The organism is Streptomyces sp. NPDC059900 (genome assembly GCF_050270335.1).
Classification (GTDB): Bacteria; Actinomycetota; Actinomycetes; order Streptomycetales; family Streptomycetaceae; genus Streptomyces.
In genome coordinates, this window is sequence record NZ_JBNNJZ010000105.1 from 4,004 (window position 1) to 20,239 (window position 16,236).

Annotated in this window: 15 protein-coding genes; 13 read left to right on the plus strand and 2 right to left on the minus strand. The window is 70.4% G+C overall.

What is annotated here, in order from left to right:
* The 13 genes from ACQKIP_RS17075 to ACQKIP_RS17135 all read left to right on the plus strand — a co-directional run.
* The coding region (locus tag ACQKIP_RS17075; RefSeq protein WP_427743332.1) for a beta-ketoacyl-[acyl-carrier-protein] synthase family protein at positions 1 to 873 on the plus strand (873 nt) is incomplete at its 5' end.
* Between the two features lie 118 nt (positions 874 to 991).
* The gene (locus ACQKIP_RS17080; protein WP_365863176.1) at positions 992 to 3,304 is read left to right on the plus strand and encodes a beta-ketoacyl-[acyl-carrier-protein] synthase family protein; all 2,313 of its coding nucleotides are present in this window, start codon (positions 992 to 994) and stop codon (positions 3,302 to 3,304) included.
* Positions 3,301 to 4,464, plus strand: coding sequence for a 3-oxoacyl-ACP synthase III family protein (locus ACQKIP_RS17085; protein WP_365863178.1), 1,164 nt, complete (start codon positions 3,301 to 3,303; stop codon positions 4,462 to 4,464). Before ACQKIP_RS17080 ends, ACQKIP_RS17085 begins: the two co-directional genes overlap by 4 nt.
* Positions 4,465 to 4,544: 80 nt before the next feature.
* A complete protein-coding gene (locus ACQKIP_RS17090) occupies positions 4,545 to 4,805 on the plus strand; it encodes a thiamine-binding protein (RefSeq protein ID WP_361193029.1) in 261 nt (86 codons plus the stop codon).
* On the plus strand, positions 4,802 to 5,170 hold the full coding sequence (locus tag ACQKIP_RS17095) for a helix-turn-helix domain-containing protein (protein ID WP_365863180.1): 369 nt from the start codon (positions 4,802 to 4,804) through the stop codon (positions 5,168 to 5,170). Before ACQKIP_RS17090 ends, ACQKIP_RS17095 begins: the two co-directional genes overlap by 4 nt.
* A gap of 149 nt (positions 5,171 to 5,319) precedes the next feature.
* Positions 5,320 to 5,832, plus strand: a complete 513-nt coding sequence (uraD, locus tag ACQKIP_RS17100) for a 2-oxo-4-hydroxy-4-carboxy-5-ureidoimidazoline decarboxylase (protein WP_365863182.1) — start codon at positions 5,320 to 5,322, stop codon at positions 5,830 to 5,832.
* Positions 5,832 to 6,221: a hydroxyisourate hydrolase gene (gene uraH / locus ACQKIP_RS17105; RefSeq protein ID WP_365863184.1), complete on the plus strand. Its 390-nt coding sequence runs from the start codon at positions 5,832 to 5,834 to the stop codon at positions 6,219 to 6,221. Before uraD ends, uraH begins: the two co-directional genes overlap by 1 nt.
* Before the next feature lie 5 nt (positions 6,222 to 6,226).
* Positions 6,227 to 7,159 (plus strand): factor-independent urate hydroxylase, encoded by a 933-nt coding sequence (gene pucL, locus ACQKIP_RS17110; protein ID WP_365863186.1) that lies wholly within the window; start codon positions 6,227 to 6,229, stop codon positions 7,157 to 7,159.
* A gap of 67 nt (positions 7,160 to 7,226) precedes the next feature.
* Positions 7,227 to 8,639, plus strand: a complete 1,413-nt coding sequence (locus tag ACQKIP_RS17115; RefSeq protein ID WP_427743337.1) for a nucleobase:cation symporter-2 family protein — start codon at positions 7,227 to 7,229, stop codon at positions 8,637 to 8,639.
* 48 nt (positions 8,640 to 8,687) lie between these two features.
* The gene (locus ACQKIP_RS17120) at positions 8,688 to 10,076 is read left to right on the plus strand and encodes an 8-oxoguanine deaminase (RefSeq protein ID WP_365863190.1); all 1,389 of its coding nucleotides are present in this window, start codon (positions 8,688 to 8,690) and stop codon (positions 10,074 to 10,076) included.
* 341 nt (positions 10,077 to 10,417) lie between these two features.
* Positions 10,418 to 11,776: a nucleobase:cation symporter-2 family protein gene (locus ACQKIP_RS17125; RefSeq protein ID WP_365863373.1), complete on the plus strand. Its 1,359-nt coding sequence runs from the start codon at positions 10,418 to 10,420 to the stop codon at positions 11,774 to 11,776.
* A gap of 137 nt (positions 11,777 to 11,913) precedes the next feature.
* Positions 11,914 to 13,317 carry a nucleobase:cation symporter-2 family protein gene (locus ACQKIP_RS17130; protein WP_365863192.1) on the plus strand — a complete coding sequence of 468 codons (1,404 nt, stop codon included), beginning with the start codon at positions 11,914 to 11,916 and terminating at the stop codon, positions 13,315 to 13,317.
* 110 nt (positions 13,318 to 13,427) lie between these two features.
* Complete coding sequence (locus ACQKIP_RS17135) at positions 13,428 to 14,642, plus strand: MFS transporter (protein ID WP_365863194.1); 1,215 nt, start codon at positions 13,428 to 13,430, stop codon at positions 14,640 to 14,642.
* Here the strand turns inward: ACQKIP_RS17135 and ACQKIP_RS17140 are convergent.
* Positions 14,602 to 15,246 carry a LysE family translocator gene (locus ACQKIP_RS17140; protein WP_365863195.1) on the minus strand — a complete coding sequence of 215 codons (645 nt, stop codon included), beginning with the start codon at positions 15,244 to 15,246 and terminating at the stop codon, positions 14,602 to 14,604. The two genes, ACQKIP_RS17135 and ACQKIP_RS17140, sit on opposite strands and share 41 nt — an antisense overlap.
* A gap of 123 nt (positions 15,247 to 15,369) precedes the next feature.
* Positions 15,370 to 16,227 carry a chitosanase gene (locus ACQKIP_RS17145; RefSeq protein WP_427743341.1) on the minus strand — a complete coding sequence of 286 codons (858 nt, stop codon included), beginning with the start codon at positions 16,225 to 16,227 and terminating at the stop codon, positions 15,370 to 15,372.
* Positions 16,228 to 16,236: the final 9 nt, after the last annotated feature.

The window sequence follows — 16,236 nt, forward strand, 5'->3', positions numbered from 1 at the left end:
GGCCGGGAGGCCTCGTCGATCCTGGCGCCGCTCTTCTACGTGGAGGGGCTCCAGCCCGCGGCCCTGTTCCACATCTCGCAGAAGTTCGGCATCCGGGGCGCCAACGACTTCTTCGCGGGCACCGCCGACGCCTCCGCGACCGCCCTTGGCCGCGCCTTCCGGGCCATCCGGCGAGGGGAGTGCGACGTCACCCTCGCGGGCGGCTACGACGAGCCGACCTCCTGGTGGACCATGTCCAAGATGGACGGCCTCGGCGTGCTGACCACCCGCAACGACCTGGGCGCCGACGCCTGCCGGCCGTTCGACAAGGAGCACAGCGGCTCGGTCTTCGGCGAGGGCGCCGCCCTGCTCGTCCTGGAGGAACGCGAGCGGGCGCTGGCCCGCGGGGCCCGTGTCTACGCCGAGATCGACGGCTTCGGCAGCGGCACCGACTGCGTACGGCCCCCCGGCACACACCCGCGCGCCCGCGGCCTCGCCCGCGCCATCACCCGCGCGCTGGCCGACGCACGGCGGGACACCGCCACCGACTACATCGCGGCGCACGGCTGCGCCACACCGCAGGGAGACGTCAGCGAGACCCGTGCCCTGCACGACGCGCTCGGCACCGCGGCGAAGGCGGCCCAGATCAGCAGCGTGAAGCCGCAGACGGGCCATCTCGTGGGCGGGGCAGGGGCGTTGAACGCCGCCGTGACGGCACTCGCCCTGCACCACGGCACGGTTCCGGCGACCCGCGGCCACGACGAACCGGCCGCCGGGTGCGACCTGGACTGGGTGCCGGGCAGCCCCCGCGACACGCGTCCCGGCACCGCGCTCGCGCTGGCGCGGGGCCTGGAAGGGCAGGCCGCCGCCCTCTCGATGCGAGCGGACCGCTGAACACCGCCGGTCGAGCACCGGCACTCGAAGACAACGGGGATCAAGCATGCAGAACGCACGGAACGTACGGAACGCACAAAACTTACGGAACGCGCGGACCTCGCCCGGAACGCGCCGGGTGGTGATCACGGCGACCGGGGCGATCACCGCCCAGGGGGTCGGCACGGACGCCCTGTGGAAGGGGGTCAGCGCCGGTCACGTGGCCATCGGCGAAGTGCGCTGCCGGCCCATGGACGGGTACGGAACCCGCGTCGGCGGACAGGTGCACCCCCTGCCGGACGCCGGTTACGACTACGTCGGGGACCTCGGCGCCACGGAGCCGGAGCCCGCGGTCGACCTGGCGCTCACGGCCGCGTACGAGGCCATGGCCCCGTACGGCCTCACCGGCATCCCGCCGGAGCGCTGGGGCGTGGTGGCGGGCAGCTGCAACGGCGGCACGAGCAGCGGCGAGCGCGTCCTGCGCCGGGCCCACCAGGGCGAGAGCGCCGCGGGAGACGCCCGGCAGCTCATGCTGGTCTCCCCGCACACCATCGCCGAGGTCCTGGCCAGCGCCTTCGGCCTGAAGGGCCCGGTCCTCTCGGTGAACACGGCCTGCGCCTCCGGAGCCCACGCCCTTGCCCATGCCGTGGAGACCATCCGGGCGGGCCGCGCCGACGCCATGCTCGTGGGCGGCAGCGACGCCTTCACCGAGGTCACCTTCGCGGGCTTCACCAGCCTGGAGTCCCTGTCGGAGCAGCCCGCCGCCCCCTACTCCAAGGACCGCGACGGGCTCTCCCTCGGCGAGGGCAGCGGCATGCTCGTCCTGGTCGAGGAGACCCTGGCCAGGGCGGCCGGAGCGACCGTCCTCGCGGAGGTACTGGGCTACGGCCTCTCCGCCGACGGGCACCACGCCACGGCCCCGCACCCGCAGGGCGAGGGGGCCGCCCGCGCGATACGCGCCGCCCTGGAGTCCTCCGGGCTGCGGCCACAGGACGTGCCCTACATCAACGGCCACGGCACCGGCACCCCGAAGAACGACTCCGCCGAGTCCAACGCCGTTCGCGCGGCACTCGGTGCCGCCGCCGGGAAGGCGGCCCTGAGCAGCACCAAATCCATGATCGGCCACCTGCTCGGCGCGGCCGGCGCGGTGGAGGCGATCGTCACGGTCTCCGCCCTGACCGAACAGATCGCACCGCCGACCGCCGGGTTCACCGAGGCCGACCCCAAGTGCGGGCTCGACGCCGTGCCGCGCACCGCCCGCCCCATGGCCATGGACGTGGCCCTTTCCAACAACTTCGCCTTCGCCGGTGCCAACGCCACCGTCGCCCTGGGCCGCCCCGGCGCGCACGTGGCCGACCCCCCGGCGCCCTGGGACGAGCGGGTCGTCGTCACCGGAATCGGCGTCCTGGGTCCGGGCGGCGAATCGCCCGCACAGCTGTGGGAGTCCTACACGGCCGGGACCCCGGTCGCCTCCGACGAGGACGGCCTGCGCCTGGCCCGCTATGGCTTCGCGCCCGAGCGCCACCTCACCGCACGCGAGCGCAGGCGGGTCGACCGGATGGGGCAGCTGGCCGTCGCCTCCTGCCGCATCGCTCTCGACCAGGCCCGGCTGACCGCGGACGAGAACGTCGGCGTGGTCCTCGGCAGCGGGCTCGGGCCGATGCGCAGCACCGAGGACTTCTTCCGCCCCGTGATGGAGGAGGGGGCGAGCGCCGCCAACCCCGCCATCTTCCCGAGCACCGTCTTCAACGCGGCGGCCGGTCAGGTCGCCATGCTCCTCGGCGCCAAGGGCCCCACCTCCACCGCGACGGCCTCCCACGCGGCGGGCGCCTCCGCGCTCTGCATCGCCAGGGACATGCTGCGCACGCGTACGGCCGACGCCGTGCTCTGCCCCGCGGTGGACGACCTCACCGAGACGGTGATCGGCGCCTACCGCGCGCTGCCGCTGACCGGCGGAGCCGCCGGACACCGCTACGCGCTGTCGGAGGGCGGGATCACCCTGCTCCTGGAGCGCGAGTCGGCGGCCAGGGCGCGCGGCGCTCGGATCCTCGCGGAGTTCACGGGGCAGGGCATCGCCTACGACGCGGCGGGCGCCGGACGCTGGGACGCGCAGGGGCACGGGATGTACCGCGCCATGCGGCTCGCCCTCGCCGACGCGGGCCTCGCCCCGGACGAGCTGACCGCCGTCTGGGCCAACGCCACCGGTATCGCCGCCGTGGACCGCCCCGAGCTGCGCGCGCTGCGCCGCCTGGGGACGACGGCACCGGCGTACGCCCCCAAGCAGACCCTGGGCGAGCCGGTCGGCGCGGGCGCGCAGCAGGCCGCCGCGCTGGCCGTCAGCGGCTGGCAGCGGGGCCTGGCGCCGGGGCCCGTCCTGGTCAACAGCTCTTCGCTCGGCGGCACCCACATCAGCCTCGTCCTGACCCCGGAAGGCGGCACCGATCCCTCATGACCTCCACGACGGCACACCACGCACGGCACACGGACCCGGCCGCACGCCACGTCTCGGTCCTGAGCACCGGCGCCGACCTGCCCGGCGACCCGATCGACAACGCCACCCTGGAGCGCGTGTGCGGCCCGCTCCCCGACGACCTCCTCCAGGGCATCGAGGTCCAGCGCCGCCACTGGGTGGTGGACCCGTTCACCGGCGCACACCGCTCCGGAACCGCCGAGATGGCCACGAACGCGGCCCGCCAGGCCCTGCACCGGGCCTCCCTGGAACCCGGCGACGTGGACCTCCTGGTGATGTCCACGGCCAGCCCCGACAACCCGCTGCCCGCCGCCGCGACCCTCGTCCAGGAGCGGCTGGGTCTCGAGCGCTGCGCGGTGATGGAGTTCCGCGCCGGATGCGTCGGCGCGGTGCAGGCGATGGACACCGCCCGCCGGCTCCTCGCCGACGGCACCTACCGCACCGCCCTTGTCATCGGCGCCGAGTCGATCTCGCCGCTCCTCACGCCCGTCTACCTGGGCTGCGACCCGCGGAAGGTGCGGATGCGCGACCGGCTGACCGTCTACACCTTCGGCGACGGAGCGGGCGCCGCCGTGCTCCGCGCCGGGCAGGAGGGGTCGGCCGCCGAGCGCGGGGCACCCCCGTCGGTCTTCGCGACCCAGTGCCTGGGCGGCAAGCGCAAGCCCGGCATGCTGGTCGTCGGCGGCGGTACGGACACGCCGCTGGCCGAACAGCAGCGGCGGAGGCGCCTGATGGACATCCGCCTGGACATCCCCGGTACGGCGTCCTTCGGACCGAAGGTGTTCGTGACGGGTCTTCGGGACATGCTGGACCGCTCCGGCCTTGCCATGAGCGAGATCGACGCATGTGTCCTGCCCGAGGGAAACGCGGAGTACTTCAGCAAGGAGTTCGAGGAGGCGGGGCTCGGCGCGGACGAGTACGCGCGGTTGCAGAAGAACATCGTCGAGAACCTGGACGCCGTGGGCGCGACCGGTTCGGCGGCCGTGCCGCTCGCCCTCGACGAGGGATGGCGCAGTGGCCGGGTCAAGCCGGGGGACCGTGTGCTGCTCCTTGCCGTCGAGGCGAGCCGCTATCTCTACGCCGGGCTCACGCTGACCTGGGAGGCCGGGTGGAGTCAGTCCCCGGCCGCCCCCGCGGCCTGAGGCGGTGGGCTAGGGTCACCTCAGTGGCGGCCCGAGCGGCCGGGTAAACGTGCAGGTCAGAGGGATGGCATGGGAGCACAATGCGACTGAGAGTGGAGTTCACGACCGAACCCTTCGACCTGGACGAGGCGCCGCCCCACGCCGTGGTGGCCCGTGAGGTCATCCAGGGGGCAGGCCTCGACGCCGTGGACGTCGGCCCCTTCGGAAACACCGCCGAGGGCGGCTCGGACGAGGTCCTGACCGCGGTGGACGCGCTGGTCCGCAAGGCCCTGGAGGCCGGCGCCACCCGTGTCTCGCTCCAGGTCAATGTGCTCGGCGAGTCGGGGGAGGCCGTCGAATGACCAGTTCCGCAGAGGACCACGACCCCTTCGTGGCGGCGGTCAAGCCGCTGGTCGACGCCATGGGCGGCGAGATGATGCCGCCCGGCGATGCGGGCGCCGACGATGTCGTCCTGGCCTGGGAGGGCCAGGACGTGGTCGCCGTACGCCTGCCCCAGCTCGCGGACTCCCTGGACCACATTCTGCTCGCCCTTGAGCGCAAGCGGGGCAAGCCGCTGTCCGAGCTGGACCGCAAGGCCAAGCAGGAAGTTGTGCGGATATTGGAGGCACGCGGTGCCTTCGCTGTGCGGCACGGCGTGGAGACGGTGGCCGGGGCGCTTGGCGTCAGTCGGTTCACTGTCTACAACTATCTCAACCGTTCTACGTAAAACCCCAGGTCAGAGCCGCTTGGAAGGCCGTCGTCCGGAAACCGGACGGCGGCCTTTGTTACTCGAAGTTTTCAACAAAGTGTTGACGTGGTGTTTCCGCTGGCGTTAGCTATCGGCAGCCCGATCAGCACAAGGCCACGGAGGTACCCGTGACTTCGAGTACGACCCTGGGCATCGCCCGGTTCAATGCGGCACCGGAGTCCGCGGCCACCGCCGCTCTCCACGAGGCATGCGCCTCATCGGCCTGGGGAAGCAAACTGCTCTCCCAGCGCCCTTACCCCACCGTCGAAGCCCTCTTCGCCGCCAGTGACGCCGCCATGGCCGAGCTGACCGACGAGGATCTGGCCGAGGCGATGGCGGGGCACCCGCCGATCGGCCGCCCGAAGCCGGGAGATCCCACGTCGTCCCGCGAACAGCGCGGAATGGCGGGGGCCTCCGAGGAACTGAAGGCCGAGATGCTCGAACTGAACCTGGCCTACCAGGAGAAGTTCGGTCATGTCTTTCTGATCTGCGCCACCGGCGCCACCGGTGAGCAGATGCGCGATGCGGTGAAGACCCGGATCGGCAACACCGCCGAGCAGGAGCGCGAGATCGTGCGCACCGAACTCGGAAAGATCAACCGAATCCGTCTCACCCGTCTCGTGGAAGAGGACAACGACTGATGAGCACTGACACCACCGCCTCGGTGTCCACGCACATCCTGGACACCAGCATCGGCCGCCCCGCCGAGGGCGTCGCCATCTCGCTCACCGCCCGCAGCGGCCGTGACGCCGAGTGGGTGGCGCTCGGCGGCTCCGCGACCGACGCTGACGGCCGTTGCAAGGACCTCCCGGCCCTGCCGGAGGGCACGACCCACGTACGACTCGACTTCGAGGTCGAGACCTACTTCTCAAAGAAGCAAGCCGAGGCGCAGCAGGACGCCCCCCGCGTAAGGGACAGCGGTGCGTTCTTCCCGGAGGTGGCGATCACGTTCGCCGTCACGCCGGGCGAGCACTATCACGTACCGCTGCTGCTCAACCCGTTCGGCTACTCCGTTTACCGAGGGAGCTAGCAGACATGCCCACGATTCTCGGCCAGAACCAGTACGGCAAAGCAGAGAACCGCGTCGTCAAGATCACGCGGGACGGCGACACCCATCACATCAAGGACCTGAACGTCTCGGTCGCGCTCTCCGGCGACCTGGACGACGTCCACTACAACGGCTCGAACGCCAACTGCCTTCCGACGGACACGACGAAGAACACCTGCTTCGCGTTCGCCAAGGAATACGGCATCGAGTCCGCCGAGCAGTACGGCATCCACCTCGCCCGGCACTTCGTGGACAGCCAGCCCTCGATCCACCGCGCGCGGATCCGGATCGAGGAGTACTCCTGGGAGCGCATCGGCGGCTCCGACAGCAACTCCAAGTTCATCGGTGCCGACGAGGTCAAGCACTCCTTCGTCCGCAAGGGCCAGGAGACGCGCGTCGCCCAGATCACCTACGACGGCGAGAACTTCGAGGTCCTCTCGGGCCTGAAGGACCTGACCGTGATGAACTCCACGAACTCCGAGTTCTGGGGCTACATCAAGGACAAGTACACGACGCTGCAAGAGGACTACGACCGCATCCTCGCCACCTCGCTCTCCACCTGGTGGCGGCACAACTGGACCAACGACGAGCAGCGCATGCCGAGTTGGGAGCGGTCGTACGAGCAGGCGAAGAAGCACATCCTGCACGCCTTCGTGGAGACCTACTCCCTCTCGCTCCAGCAGACGCTGTACCAAATGGGTTCGCGGGTCATCAACAACCGCAGCGAGATCGACGAGATCCGCTTCTCCGCGCCCAACAAGCACCACTTCCGTCAGGACCTCTCGCCCTTCGGCCTCAAGAACGAGGCCAAGGACGGAGCCGTCTACTACGCCGCCGACCGTCCCTACGGCCTGATCGAGGCCACGATTCTGCGGGACGGCGTCGAGCCGAAGATCCCGGTCGACATGACCAACCTCTGATACGGGATGTGCGCCCCCGCCCGTCCGCAGCGGACGGGGGCGCGCCACACCGGAGGGAACAGCAGCAATGGCACAGCCTGCAAAGGGGCCGGCTAAAGGCCCGTGTTCCACCCCATCGGACATGACTGACGGAAAATCAACTCCCGCCTGTCACCCGGTGGACGAGAAGCTTCACCCCTCGCGGCTCGTCCCCGCCGCGCTCCAGCACATCGCCGCCATGTACGCGGGCGTCGTCACTCCGCCGCTGATCATCGGCCAGGCCTGTGGTCTGGACACCGTGGCCCAGACCCGGCTCATCGCGGCAGGGCTGCTGATCGCCGGACTCGCCACCATCCTGCAGACGCTCGGCGTCAAGGGATTCGTCGGCAACCGGCTCCCCTTCGTCAACGCCGCCTCGTCGGCCGGTATCGCGCCCATCCTCGCCATCGCCGAGACCAACGCCAAAGGCGAACAACTCCCGGCCATTTATGGTGCGGTGATGGTCGCGGGCGTCTTCTGCCTCGCCATCGGTCCGTTCTTCGGCCGGCTGCTGCGCTTCTTCCCGCCGCTGGTCACCGGCGTCGTCATCACCCTCATCGGCGTCACGCTGATGCCCGTACCCGTGAAGTGGGCGCAGGGCGGGGACGACACCGACCCGACCTTCGGCGACATGAAGTACCTCGCGCTCGCCGCCTTCACGCTCGTCGTGATCCTGCTCTTCCAGCGCTTCGGGCGCGGCTTCCTCAAGCAAGTCGCCCTGCTCGCAGGCATGTTCATCGGTACGCTCGCCGCGATCCCGTTCGGGATGGCCGACTTCACCTCCGTACAGTCGGCGCCGCTCGCAGCCCTGCCGACGCCGTTCGCCGCCGGCGCCCCCACCTTCCAGCCCGCCGCGATCCTCTCGCTCTGCATCGTGATGCTGGTCCTGATGACCGAGTCGGCGGCCGGCATGCTGGCCCTCGGCGAGATCTGCGAACGCGAGACCGACGGGAAGACCATCACCCGGGGTCTGCGCACCGACGGCATCGCCACGCTGCTCGGTCCCGTCTTCGGCGGCTTCCCCACCTCCGCCTTCGCACAGAACGTCGGCGTCGTCTCCCTGACACGTGTACGCAGCCGCTATGTCGTCGCCGTCGCCGGTGGCGCGCTCATCGTGCTCGGCGCCTTCCCCGTGCTCGGTGCCGTGGTCAACGTGGTCCCCATGCCGGTCCTCGGCGGCGCGGGCATCGTCCTCTTCGGCTCCATCGCGGTCAGCGGCATCCGTACGCCCTCCGAGGCGGGCCTCGACGACAGCTCCAACATCATCCTGGTGGCCGTCGCGCTCGGAGCGGGCATCATCCCGCTCGCCGCGCCCACCTTCTACGCCGAATTCCCGGCCTGGGCGCAGACCGTCCTGGGCTCCGGAATCAGTGCGGGAGCGCTGACCGCGGTCCTGCTCAACCTGTTCTTCAACCATCTCGGCACCCGCAGCCACGCGGCCGCGGCACTCAAATCTTCCTAGGGTCATGCCGTGCCCACATCGCCACAATCAAGAGAAGGAAGAAGCACCATGGCAGCACCGGCAGACCTGCAGCGCATCGTCATCGAGAACTGTGCGATCGCGACCGTCGACGCCGACGACACCGAGTACGCATCGGGGTACGTCGTCGTCGCGGGCAACAAGATCGAGTCCATCGGCGCGGGGAAGGCTCCCGAGGGCCTCCAGAACGTCGTACGCCGCGTGGACGGGACCGGTCACCTCGTGACCCCCGGCCTGGTCAACACGCACCACCACTTCTACCAGTGGATCACCCGTGGTCTCGCCACCGACCACAACCTCTTCAACTGGCTCGTCGCCCTCTACCCGACCTGGGCGCGCATCGACGAGCAGATGGTGAAGGCGGCGGCCCAGGGGTCGCTCGGCATGATGGCCCGCGGCGGTGTCACCACCGCGATGGACCACCACTACGTCTTCCCGAAGGACTCCGGCGACCTGTCCGGCGCCATCATCGGCGCCGCGAGCGACATGGGGGTGCGCTTCACCCTGGCCCGCGGCTCCATGGACCGCAGCGTCAAGGACGGCGGCCTGCCGCCGGACTTCGCCGTCGAGACCCTCGAAGGCGCGCTCGCCGCGACCGCCGAGACCGTCGACAAGCACCACGACGCCTCCTTCGACGCGATGACCCAGGTCGCCGTCGCCCCCTGCTCGCCGTTCTCGGTCTCCACCGAACTCATGAAGCAGGGCGCAGAGTTGGCGCGCGCCAAGGGCGTACGCCTGCACACCCACGGCAGCGAGACCGTCGAGGAGGAGCAGTTCTGCAAGGAACTGTTCGGCATGGGCCCCACCGACTACTTCGAGTCGACGGGCTGGCTCGGTGACGACGTGTGGATGGCGCACTGCGTCCACATGAACGACTCCGACATCGCCGCGTTCGCCCGCACCGGCACGGGTGTCGCGCACTGCCCCTCCTCCAACGCGCGGCTGGCCGCCGGCATCGCACGCGTCCCCGACATGCTCAAGGCCGGCGTCCCGGTCGGCCTCGGTGTCGACGGCACCGCGTCCAACGAGTCCGGCGAACTGCACACCGAGCTGCGCAACGCCCTGCTCATCAACCGCCTCGGCGCCCACCGCGAGGCCGCCCTGAACGCACGTCAGGCGCTGCGTCTTGGCACCTTCGGCGGCGCGCAGGTCCTGGGCCGCGCGAGCCAGATCGGGTCGCTCGAAGCGGGCAAGCTCGCCGACCTGGTCCTCTGGAAGATCGACGGCATCGGGCACTCCTCGATCGCCGACCCGGTGACCGCCATCGTCTTCGGCGCGGCGGCCCCGGTCACGCTCTCCCTCGTCAACGGCGAGCCGGTCGTCGAGAACGGCCGCCTCCTGAAGGTCGACGAGGACGCCATCGCCCGCTCCGCGCGGGACGAGGCGCAGCGCCTCGCGCGGATCGCCGCGCAGGCCTGAACCCTAGAACTCCGGTCAGGGGGGACGGCCCCTGACCGGACTTGAGCAGCCGAGCGGGCTGCTCAAGTGCCGCCCCGGAACGTGGCCCAAAGCTTCGCGTTCCCGGGGCGGTCAGCACTACCTGGGCGCACCACAACTTCATACCGAGCAAGCCCTTGCACCATGCACCACCTCCCAGAAGCGAAAAGTGCCGGCAATGCCGCCCGTACTGGAAAACAACCGGAGGAGCCACTGTGGCCACTCAGCCCGGGTTCACCAAGCAAGGCACCACCCCAGACCCATCCGAAGTCGACGGTGAAAGCGCCATACATCCCGTCGACCAGAAACTCCCGCCGCTCAAGATGGCGACGACCGGCCTCCAGCACGTGGCGGCCATGTACGCGGGCGTCGTCGCCCCTCCGCTCATCGTGGGCGCGGCGATAGGCCTCTCCGCGAAGGAACTCACCTTCCTGACCGGAGCCTGTCTGTTCACCGCGGGCCTCGCCACCTTCCTCCAGACGCTCGGCATCTGGAAGATCGGCGCCCGCCTGCCCTTCGTCAACGGCGTCACCTTCGCGGGTGTCGCCCCGATGCTCGCGGTCGTCGAATCGACCGACAACAAGGACGACGCCCTGCCGATCATCTTCGGCGCGGTCATCGTCGCCGGTGTGCTCGGCTTCATCGCGGCGCCGTTCTTCTCCAAACTGGTCCGCTTCTTCCCGCCGGTGGTGACCGGCACGGTCATCACGCTCATCGGCATCTCGCTGATGCCGGTGGCGTTCGGCTGGGCACAGGGCCCCGTACCGACCGCCGACGACTACGGCTCGATGAAGAACCTCGGCCTCGCGGGCATCACCCTCGTGATCGTGCTGCTCCTTCGCCGCTTCACCACCGGCTTCGTCAAGCAGATCGCCGTGCTCCTCGGCCTCGTCGTCGGCACGCTCATCGCGATCCCGTTCGGCGTCACGGACTTCAGCCCGATCGGTGACGCGGACATCGTCGGCTTCCCGACGCCGTTCCACTTCGGCGCCCCGCAGTTCGCGGCGGCGGCGATCGTCTCCCTCTGTGTCGTCATGGTCGTCTCGATGACCGAGTCCACCGCGGACATGCTGGCGCTCGGCGAGATCGTGGAGCGCCCGGCCGACGAGAAGACCATCGCGGCCGGTCTGCGGGCCGACACCCTCGGCTCGGCGATCAGCCCGCTCTTCAACGGCTTCATGTGCAGCGCGTTCGCGCAGAACATCGGCCTGGTCGCGATGACGAAGATCCGCAGCCGGTACGTCGTCGCCGTGGGCGGCGGCTTCCTGGTCCTGATGGGCCTGTGCCCGATGGCCGCCTCGCTCATCGCCGTCGTACCGCGTCCGGTGCTCGGCGGCGCGGGTGTCGTCCTCTTCGGCTCGGTCGCGGCGAGCGGTATCCAGACGCTGGTCAAGGCGAACCTGGAGCGGGACAACAACGTCCTGATCGTGGCCGTCTCGCTGGCCGTCGGTCTCATCCCGATCGCGGCGCCGGAGTTCTACCACGCGTTCCCGGAGACCGCGAAGATCATCCTGGACTCGGGCATCTCCACGGGCTGTGTCGCGGCCGTGCTCCTCAACCTCGTCTTCAACCACATCGGCAAGCGCGGCGAGGACGACGACGTGACCAATCCGATGGAGCCGGGGGGAGAAATCGCTGAACAGAGGGTGCACGAAGGGTCTTCCCCGGCGGGGGCCCACTGACGTAACGTGCGTGACGCCGCCCGCATCGCGGAAGTTACTTTCCAGTCGGAGTGATGGTCGGTCCCGCCGCGCGCCTCGTGAACTCCCGCGCGACAGGGCCGACTTCCGGCGTCACGCACACGGAAGAAGCGCCACCCATGAGTTCTCAGCACCGCCCCGCCGAGAAGGCCGCACCCGCCGACCCGGCCCCCGAGGTTCTTCCCGAGGTCCATCCGGTCGACGAGATCCTGCCGCCGGGCCGGATGCTCGTCGCCAGCCTCCAGCACGTCGCCTCCATGTACGCCGGCGCGGTCTCGGTCCCGCTCGTCGTGGCCGTCGCCGCCAAGATGTCGCCGGGGGACACGGCCGTGCTCATGGGCGGCAGTCTCCTGATGGCGGGCATCGCCACGCTGCTCCAGACCCTGGGCATCGGCAACTTCATCGGCTCCCGGCTGCCCTTCGTCAACGGCGTCTCGTTCGCGGGCGTCGGCGTGATGCTGACGATCCTCACCACGCAGGGCGGCGTCGAGGCGGGGATGCCCGTGGTCTTCGGGGCCATCATCGTCTCCAGCATCTTCGGCTTCCTGGTCAGTTCGTACTTCTCGCGACTTGTCCGCTTCTTCCCGCCGGTCGTGACGGGCTCGGTCATCACCCTGATCGGCGTCTCGCTCATTCCCGTCGCGTACGACTGGATCGTGGACGACTCGCCGAGCGGCACCCCGCAGCCGGGCTCCATCGGTCTGGCGGGCGCGACCGTCCTGGTCATGCTGCTGCTCCAGCGCTTCACGCGCGGCTTCCTCAAGCAGATCAGCATGCTCTTCGCCATGATCTTCGGCACGCTGCTCGCGATCCCGATGGGCCTCGCCGACTTCTCCAAGCTGGACGACGCGGCCCTGGTCGGCATCCCCTCGCCGCTGCACTTCGGCGCGCCCGAGTTCAACATCCCCGCCATCATCTCGATGTGCGTCGTGATGCTGGTCATCCTCACCGAGTCGACCGCCGACATGATCGCCCTCGGCAAGATCGTCGACAAGGAGGTCGACGAGAAGACCATCGCCCGCGGCCTGCGCGCCGACGCGCTCGGCTCCGCCCTGAGCCCGCTGTTCAACGCCTTCCACGCCAGCGCGTTCGCCCAGAACATCGGCCTGGTCGTCATCTCCAAGGTGCGCAGCCGCTTCGTGGTGGCCCTCAGCGGCGCCATCCTCGTCCTGATCGGCCTCAGCCCCGCGGCGGCGGCACTGATCTCGGTCGTCCCCATGCCGGTCCTGGCCGCCGTCAGTCTCTTCCTCTTCGGCTCCATCGCGGTCAGCGGCATCCAGACGCTGCTCCAGGCCGACCTGCACCGGGGCGACAACGCCCTGATCGTGGTGGTCACCCTCGGCGCGGGCCTGGCCCCCGCCCTCTCGGACGGCTTCTACGACGCGTTCCCGGCCTGGGCCCAGATCGTCCTCGGCTCGGGAATCTCCACGGGGTGCCTCCTCGCGGTGGCCCTGAACCTGGTCTTCAACCACCTGGGCAGCAAAGCGAGTCAGGCCGAACCGGAGCCCGCGGTCACCCACTGAGGACAGTCGCCGGGGGTGCCGCGCGGAAATCCGCCGTCACCCCCGCCGCGGCACGTTGATGTCGCGTACGTGCCAGACCGGAACAGGGTGGCGCTGCTGGACTCGGGAGCATGCCCGCACCCACCACGCCACCCCTGTCCACCGACGCCCCCTCGGTCCGCACACGACCCGGCGGCTGGCCGGCCGTCATCGCCGTGACGGCAGGGATCTTCGCCATCGTCACCACCGAGATCCTGCCGATCGGCCTGCTCACACCCATCGGCGACACCTTCGGCATCTCCGACGGCACGGCAGGGCTCATGATGACCCTGCCCGGCATCCTCGCCGCCGTCGCCGCCCCGACCGTGACGGCGACCACCGGACGCGTCGACCGGCGCCGCATGCTCTGCGCCCTGATCCTGGTGCTCGCCCTCGCGAACTTCCTCGCCGCCGCCGCGCCCGGCTACTGGCTGATGATGGTCTCCCGGGTCCTCGTCGGACTGGTCATCGGCGCCTTCTGGTCCATCGGCGCGAGCCTCGCATCCCGTCTCGTCCCCGAGGCGCAGGCGGGCCGGGCGACCGCCGTGATCTTCTCCGCCGTCCCGCTCGGCTCCGTCCTCGGCGTGCCCGCCGGGACCCTGCTCGGCCAACTCGCGGGCTGGCGCGCCGCGTTCGCGGTGACGGGCGTCCTGACGCTGGCCGTGTTCGCCGCGCTCGTGGTGTCCGTCCCGTCCCTGCCGCCGCAGCACGTCACGCGGCTGTCCGTGCTGCGCGATCTGCTCGGCACCGCCCGCGTGCGCGGCGCCCTCGCAGTGACCTTCCTCGTCGTGACGGCCCACTTCGGCACGTACACCTACGTCACCCCGTTCCTGGCGGACGTGACCCACGCGGGTCCGCGCACGATCACCCTGTTCCTGCTCGCCTACGGAGCCGCGGGCATCCTCGGCAACTTCCTCGCCGGCATCCGGGCGGGGCGTGCGCCGCGCGGGACCTTCGCCGCGGCCGCCGCGCTCGTCGCCGCCGCGACGCTGCTGCTGCCCGCGCTCGGCACCGGGAAGAGCGGCGCCCTCGTGCTGCTCCTGGTGTGGGGCACGGCGTACGGAGCGGTGCCCGTCTGCTCGCAGACGTGGTTCGTGACCGCGGCGCCGCACCGGCCCGAGGCGGCGTCCGTGCTGTTCACGTCCTCGTTCCAGGCGACGTTCTCGCTCGGCGCGCTCGCGGGCGGCGCGGTGGTGGACGCCGCGTCCACCACCGCCGTCATGACGCTCGGCGGGGTCGTCGCGGCCTTGGCGGCGCTGGTGATGCTCAGGCAGCCGCGGCAGGTGCCCGGTCCGTCGCGAGCTTGACCGCGAGGGCGCCGAGCACGGTGCCCATCACGTACCGCTGGGCCCGCAGCCAGGTGGGGCGGCCCGCCAGGAACACCGCGATCGTGCCCGCCGCCAGGACGATGGCGAGGTTCACCCCCAGGCTGATGACGATCTGCACGCCGCCGAGCACGAAACCCTGGAGGAGGGTGTGGCCGGCCGTCGGGTCGATGAACTGCGGGATGAGCGAGACGTACATGATCGCGATCTTCGGGTTCAGGAGGTTCGTGAGCAGCCCCATGGTGAACAGCCGCCGGGACGAGTCATGGGCAAGCTCCTGCCGGGTGAAGACCGAAGTGCCGCCCGGCTTCAGCGCCTTCCAGGCCAGCCACGCCAAGTAGCCCGCGCCCGCCAGCTTCACGGCCGTGTACAGCTGGGGGACGGCGAGGAAGACCAGCGAGAGGCCCAGGTTGGCGGCCGTCAGATAGACGAGGAAGCCGGCGGCGACCCCGGCCAGGGAGACCGCTCCGGCGCGCCTGCCCTGGGTGATGCTCCGCGAGACGAGGTACATCATGTTGGGTCCCGGCGTGAGCACCATGCCGAGCGAGACCACCGCGACGCCGATGAGCGCGTTCATTCCGATCATGCGACAAGGATCGGACGGCGGCGCCCTCCGGCACCAGCGATGAATTCTTCACGCAACACGTAAGCGCTGCTACATCGGCGCGGGGAGCCGGGGACCGGGGCGCCCCGCGCCGACGCGTGCGGATCAGCCGATGCGGTACGGGTCCCCGTACACCTTCCACTCCAGCGGCGTGTCCAGGTTCAGGTTGCCGTTCTGGAGGAACACCCGCTGCGCCGTGTCGACCCGGCTCGTGTCGCTGTGCGCCTCCTCCTGCTTCATCGCCCAGACCCGCGCGTCGAGGAACGCGTTCAGGTAGTCCGTCTCGTCGCCGCCCTGCGACGGCGGCTTCGCCTCGCCCAGCGCGCGCCCGCGGATGCTGCGGAAGCTCGTGCTGTCGCCGCCGTCGCCGTGCATGACGATCGCGTCGTAGTACGCGAACTGCCCGAGCACTCCAAGGCCGTCCGCCTTGCCCTGCGCGACCGCCGGGTTGAAGTAGACGCGGTCACGCTCGTCGTTCTGCGCCCTCTGGAACTCGGGGTCCTGCGCGGCCTCCTCCCAGTCGCCCTGGTACGTGGGGTCGAGACCGTCGTGGGAATCGGTGCCGTCCACCTCGCGCAGCGCGGGCAGGTACTTGGCGAGGACGTTGTCCGGCTTGCGCTCGGTGTAGAGCTCGACGAGGTCGAGCATGTCGCCGGTGCCGGAGCAGAAGCCGATGATTCCGGCGGTGTAGCCGCGGCCGTCGCCGATGTCCTCGCAGTAGCGGTAGTGCTCCTTCCAGTCGAGCGAGGAGTTCTCGGCGCTGCACACGATCTGCATGGCGATCTCCTTCTTCGCCGGATCGTCGAGGCCGCCCGCCTCGGCGGCCACCGGAGCGGCGCCCGCCGTCTGCGAGGCGATGACCGGGCCCGCGACGAGCGAGGCGCCGATGAAGGCGAGCAGGGTGCGGCGCGAGGTGCGTATGCGGGGTGCGGGGGCGCGATGAGAGGTCTGGGGGGTGGGCACGGGACCTCC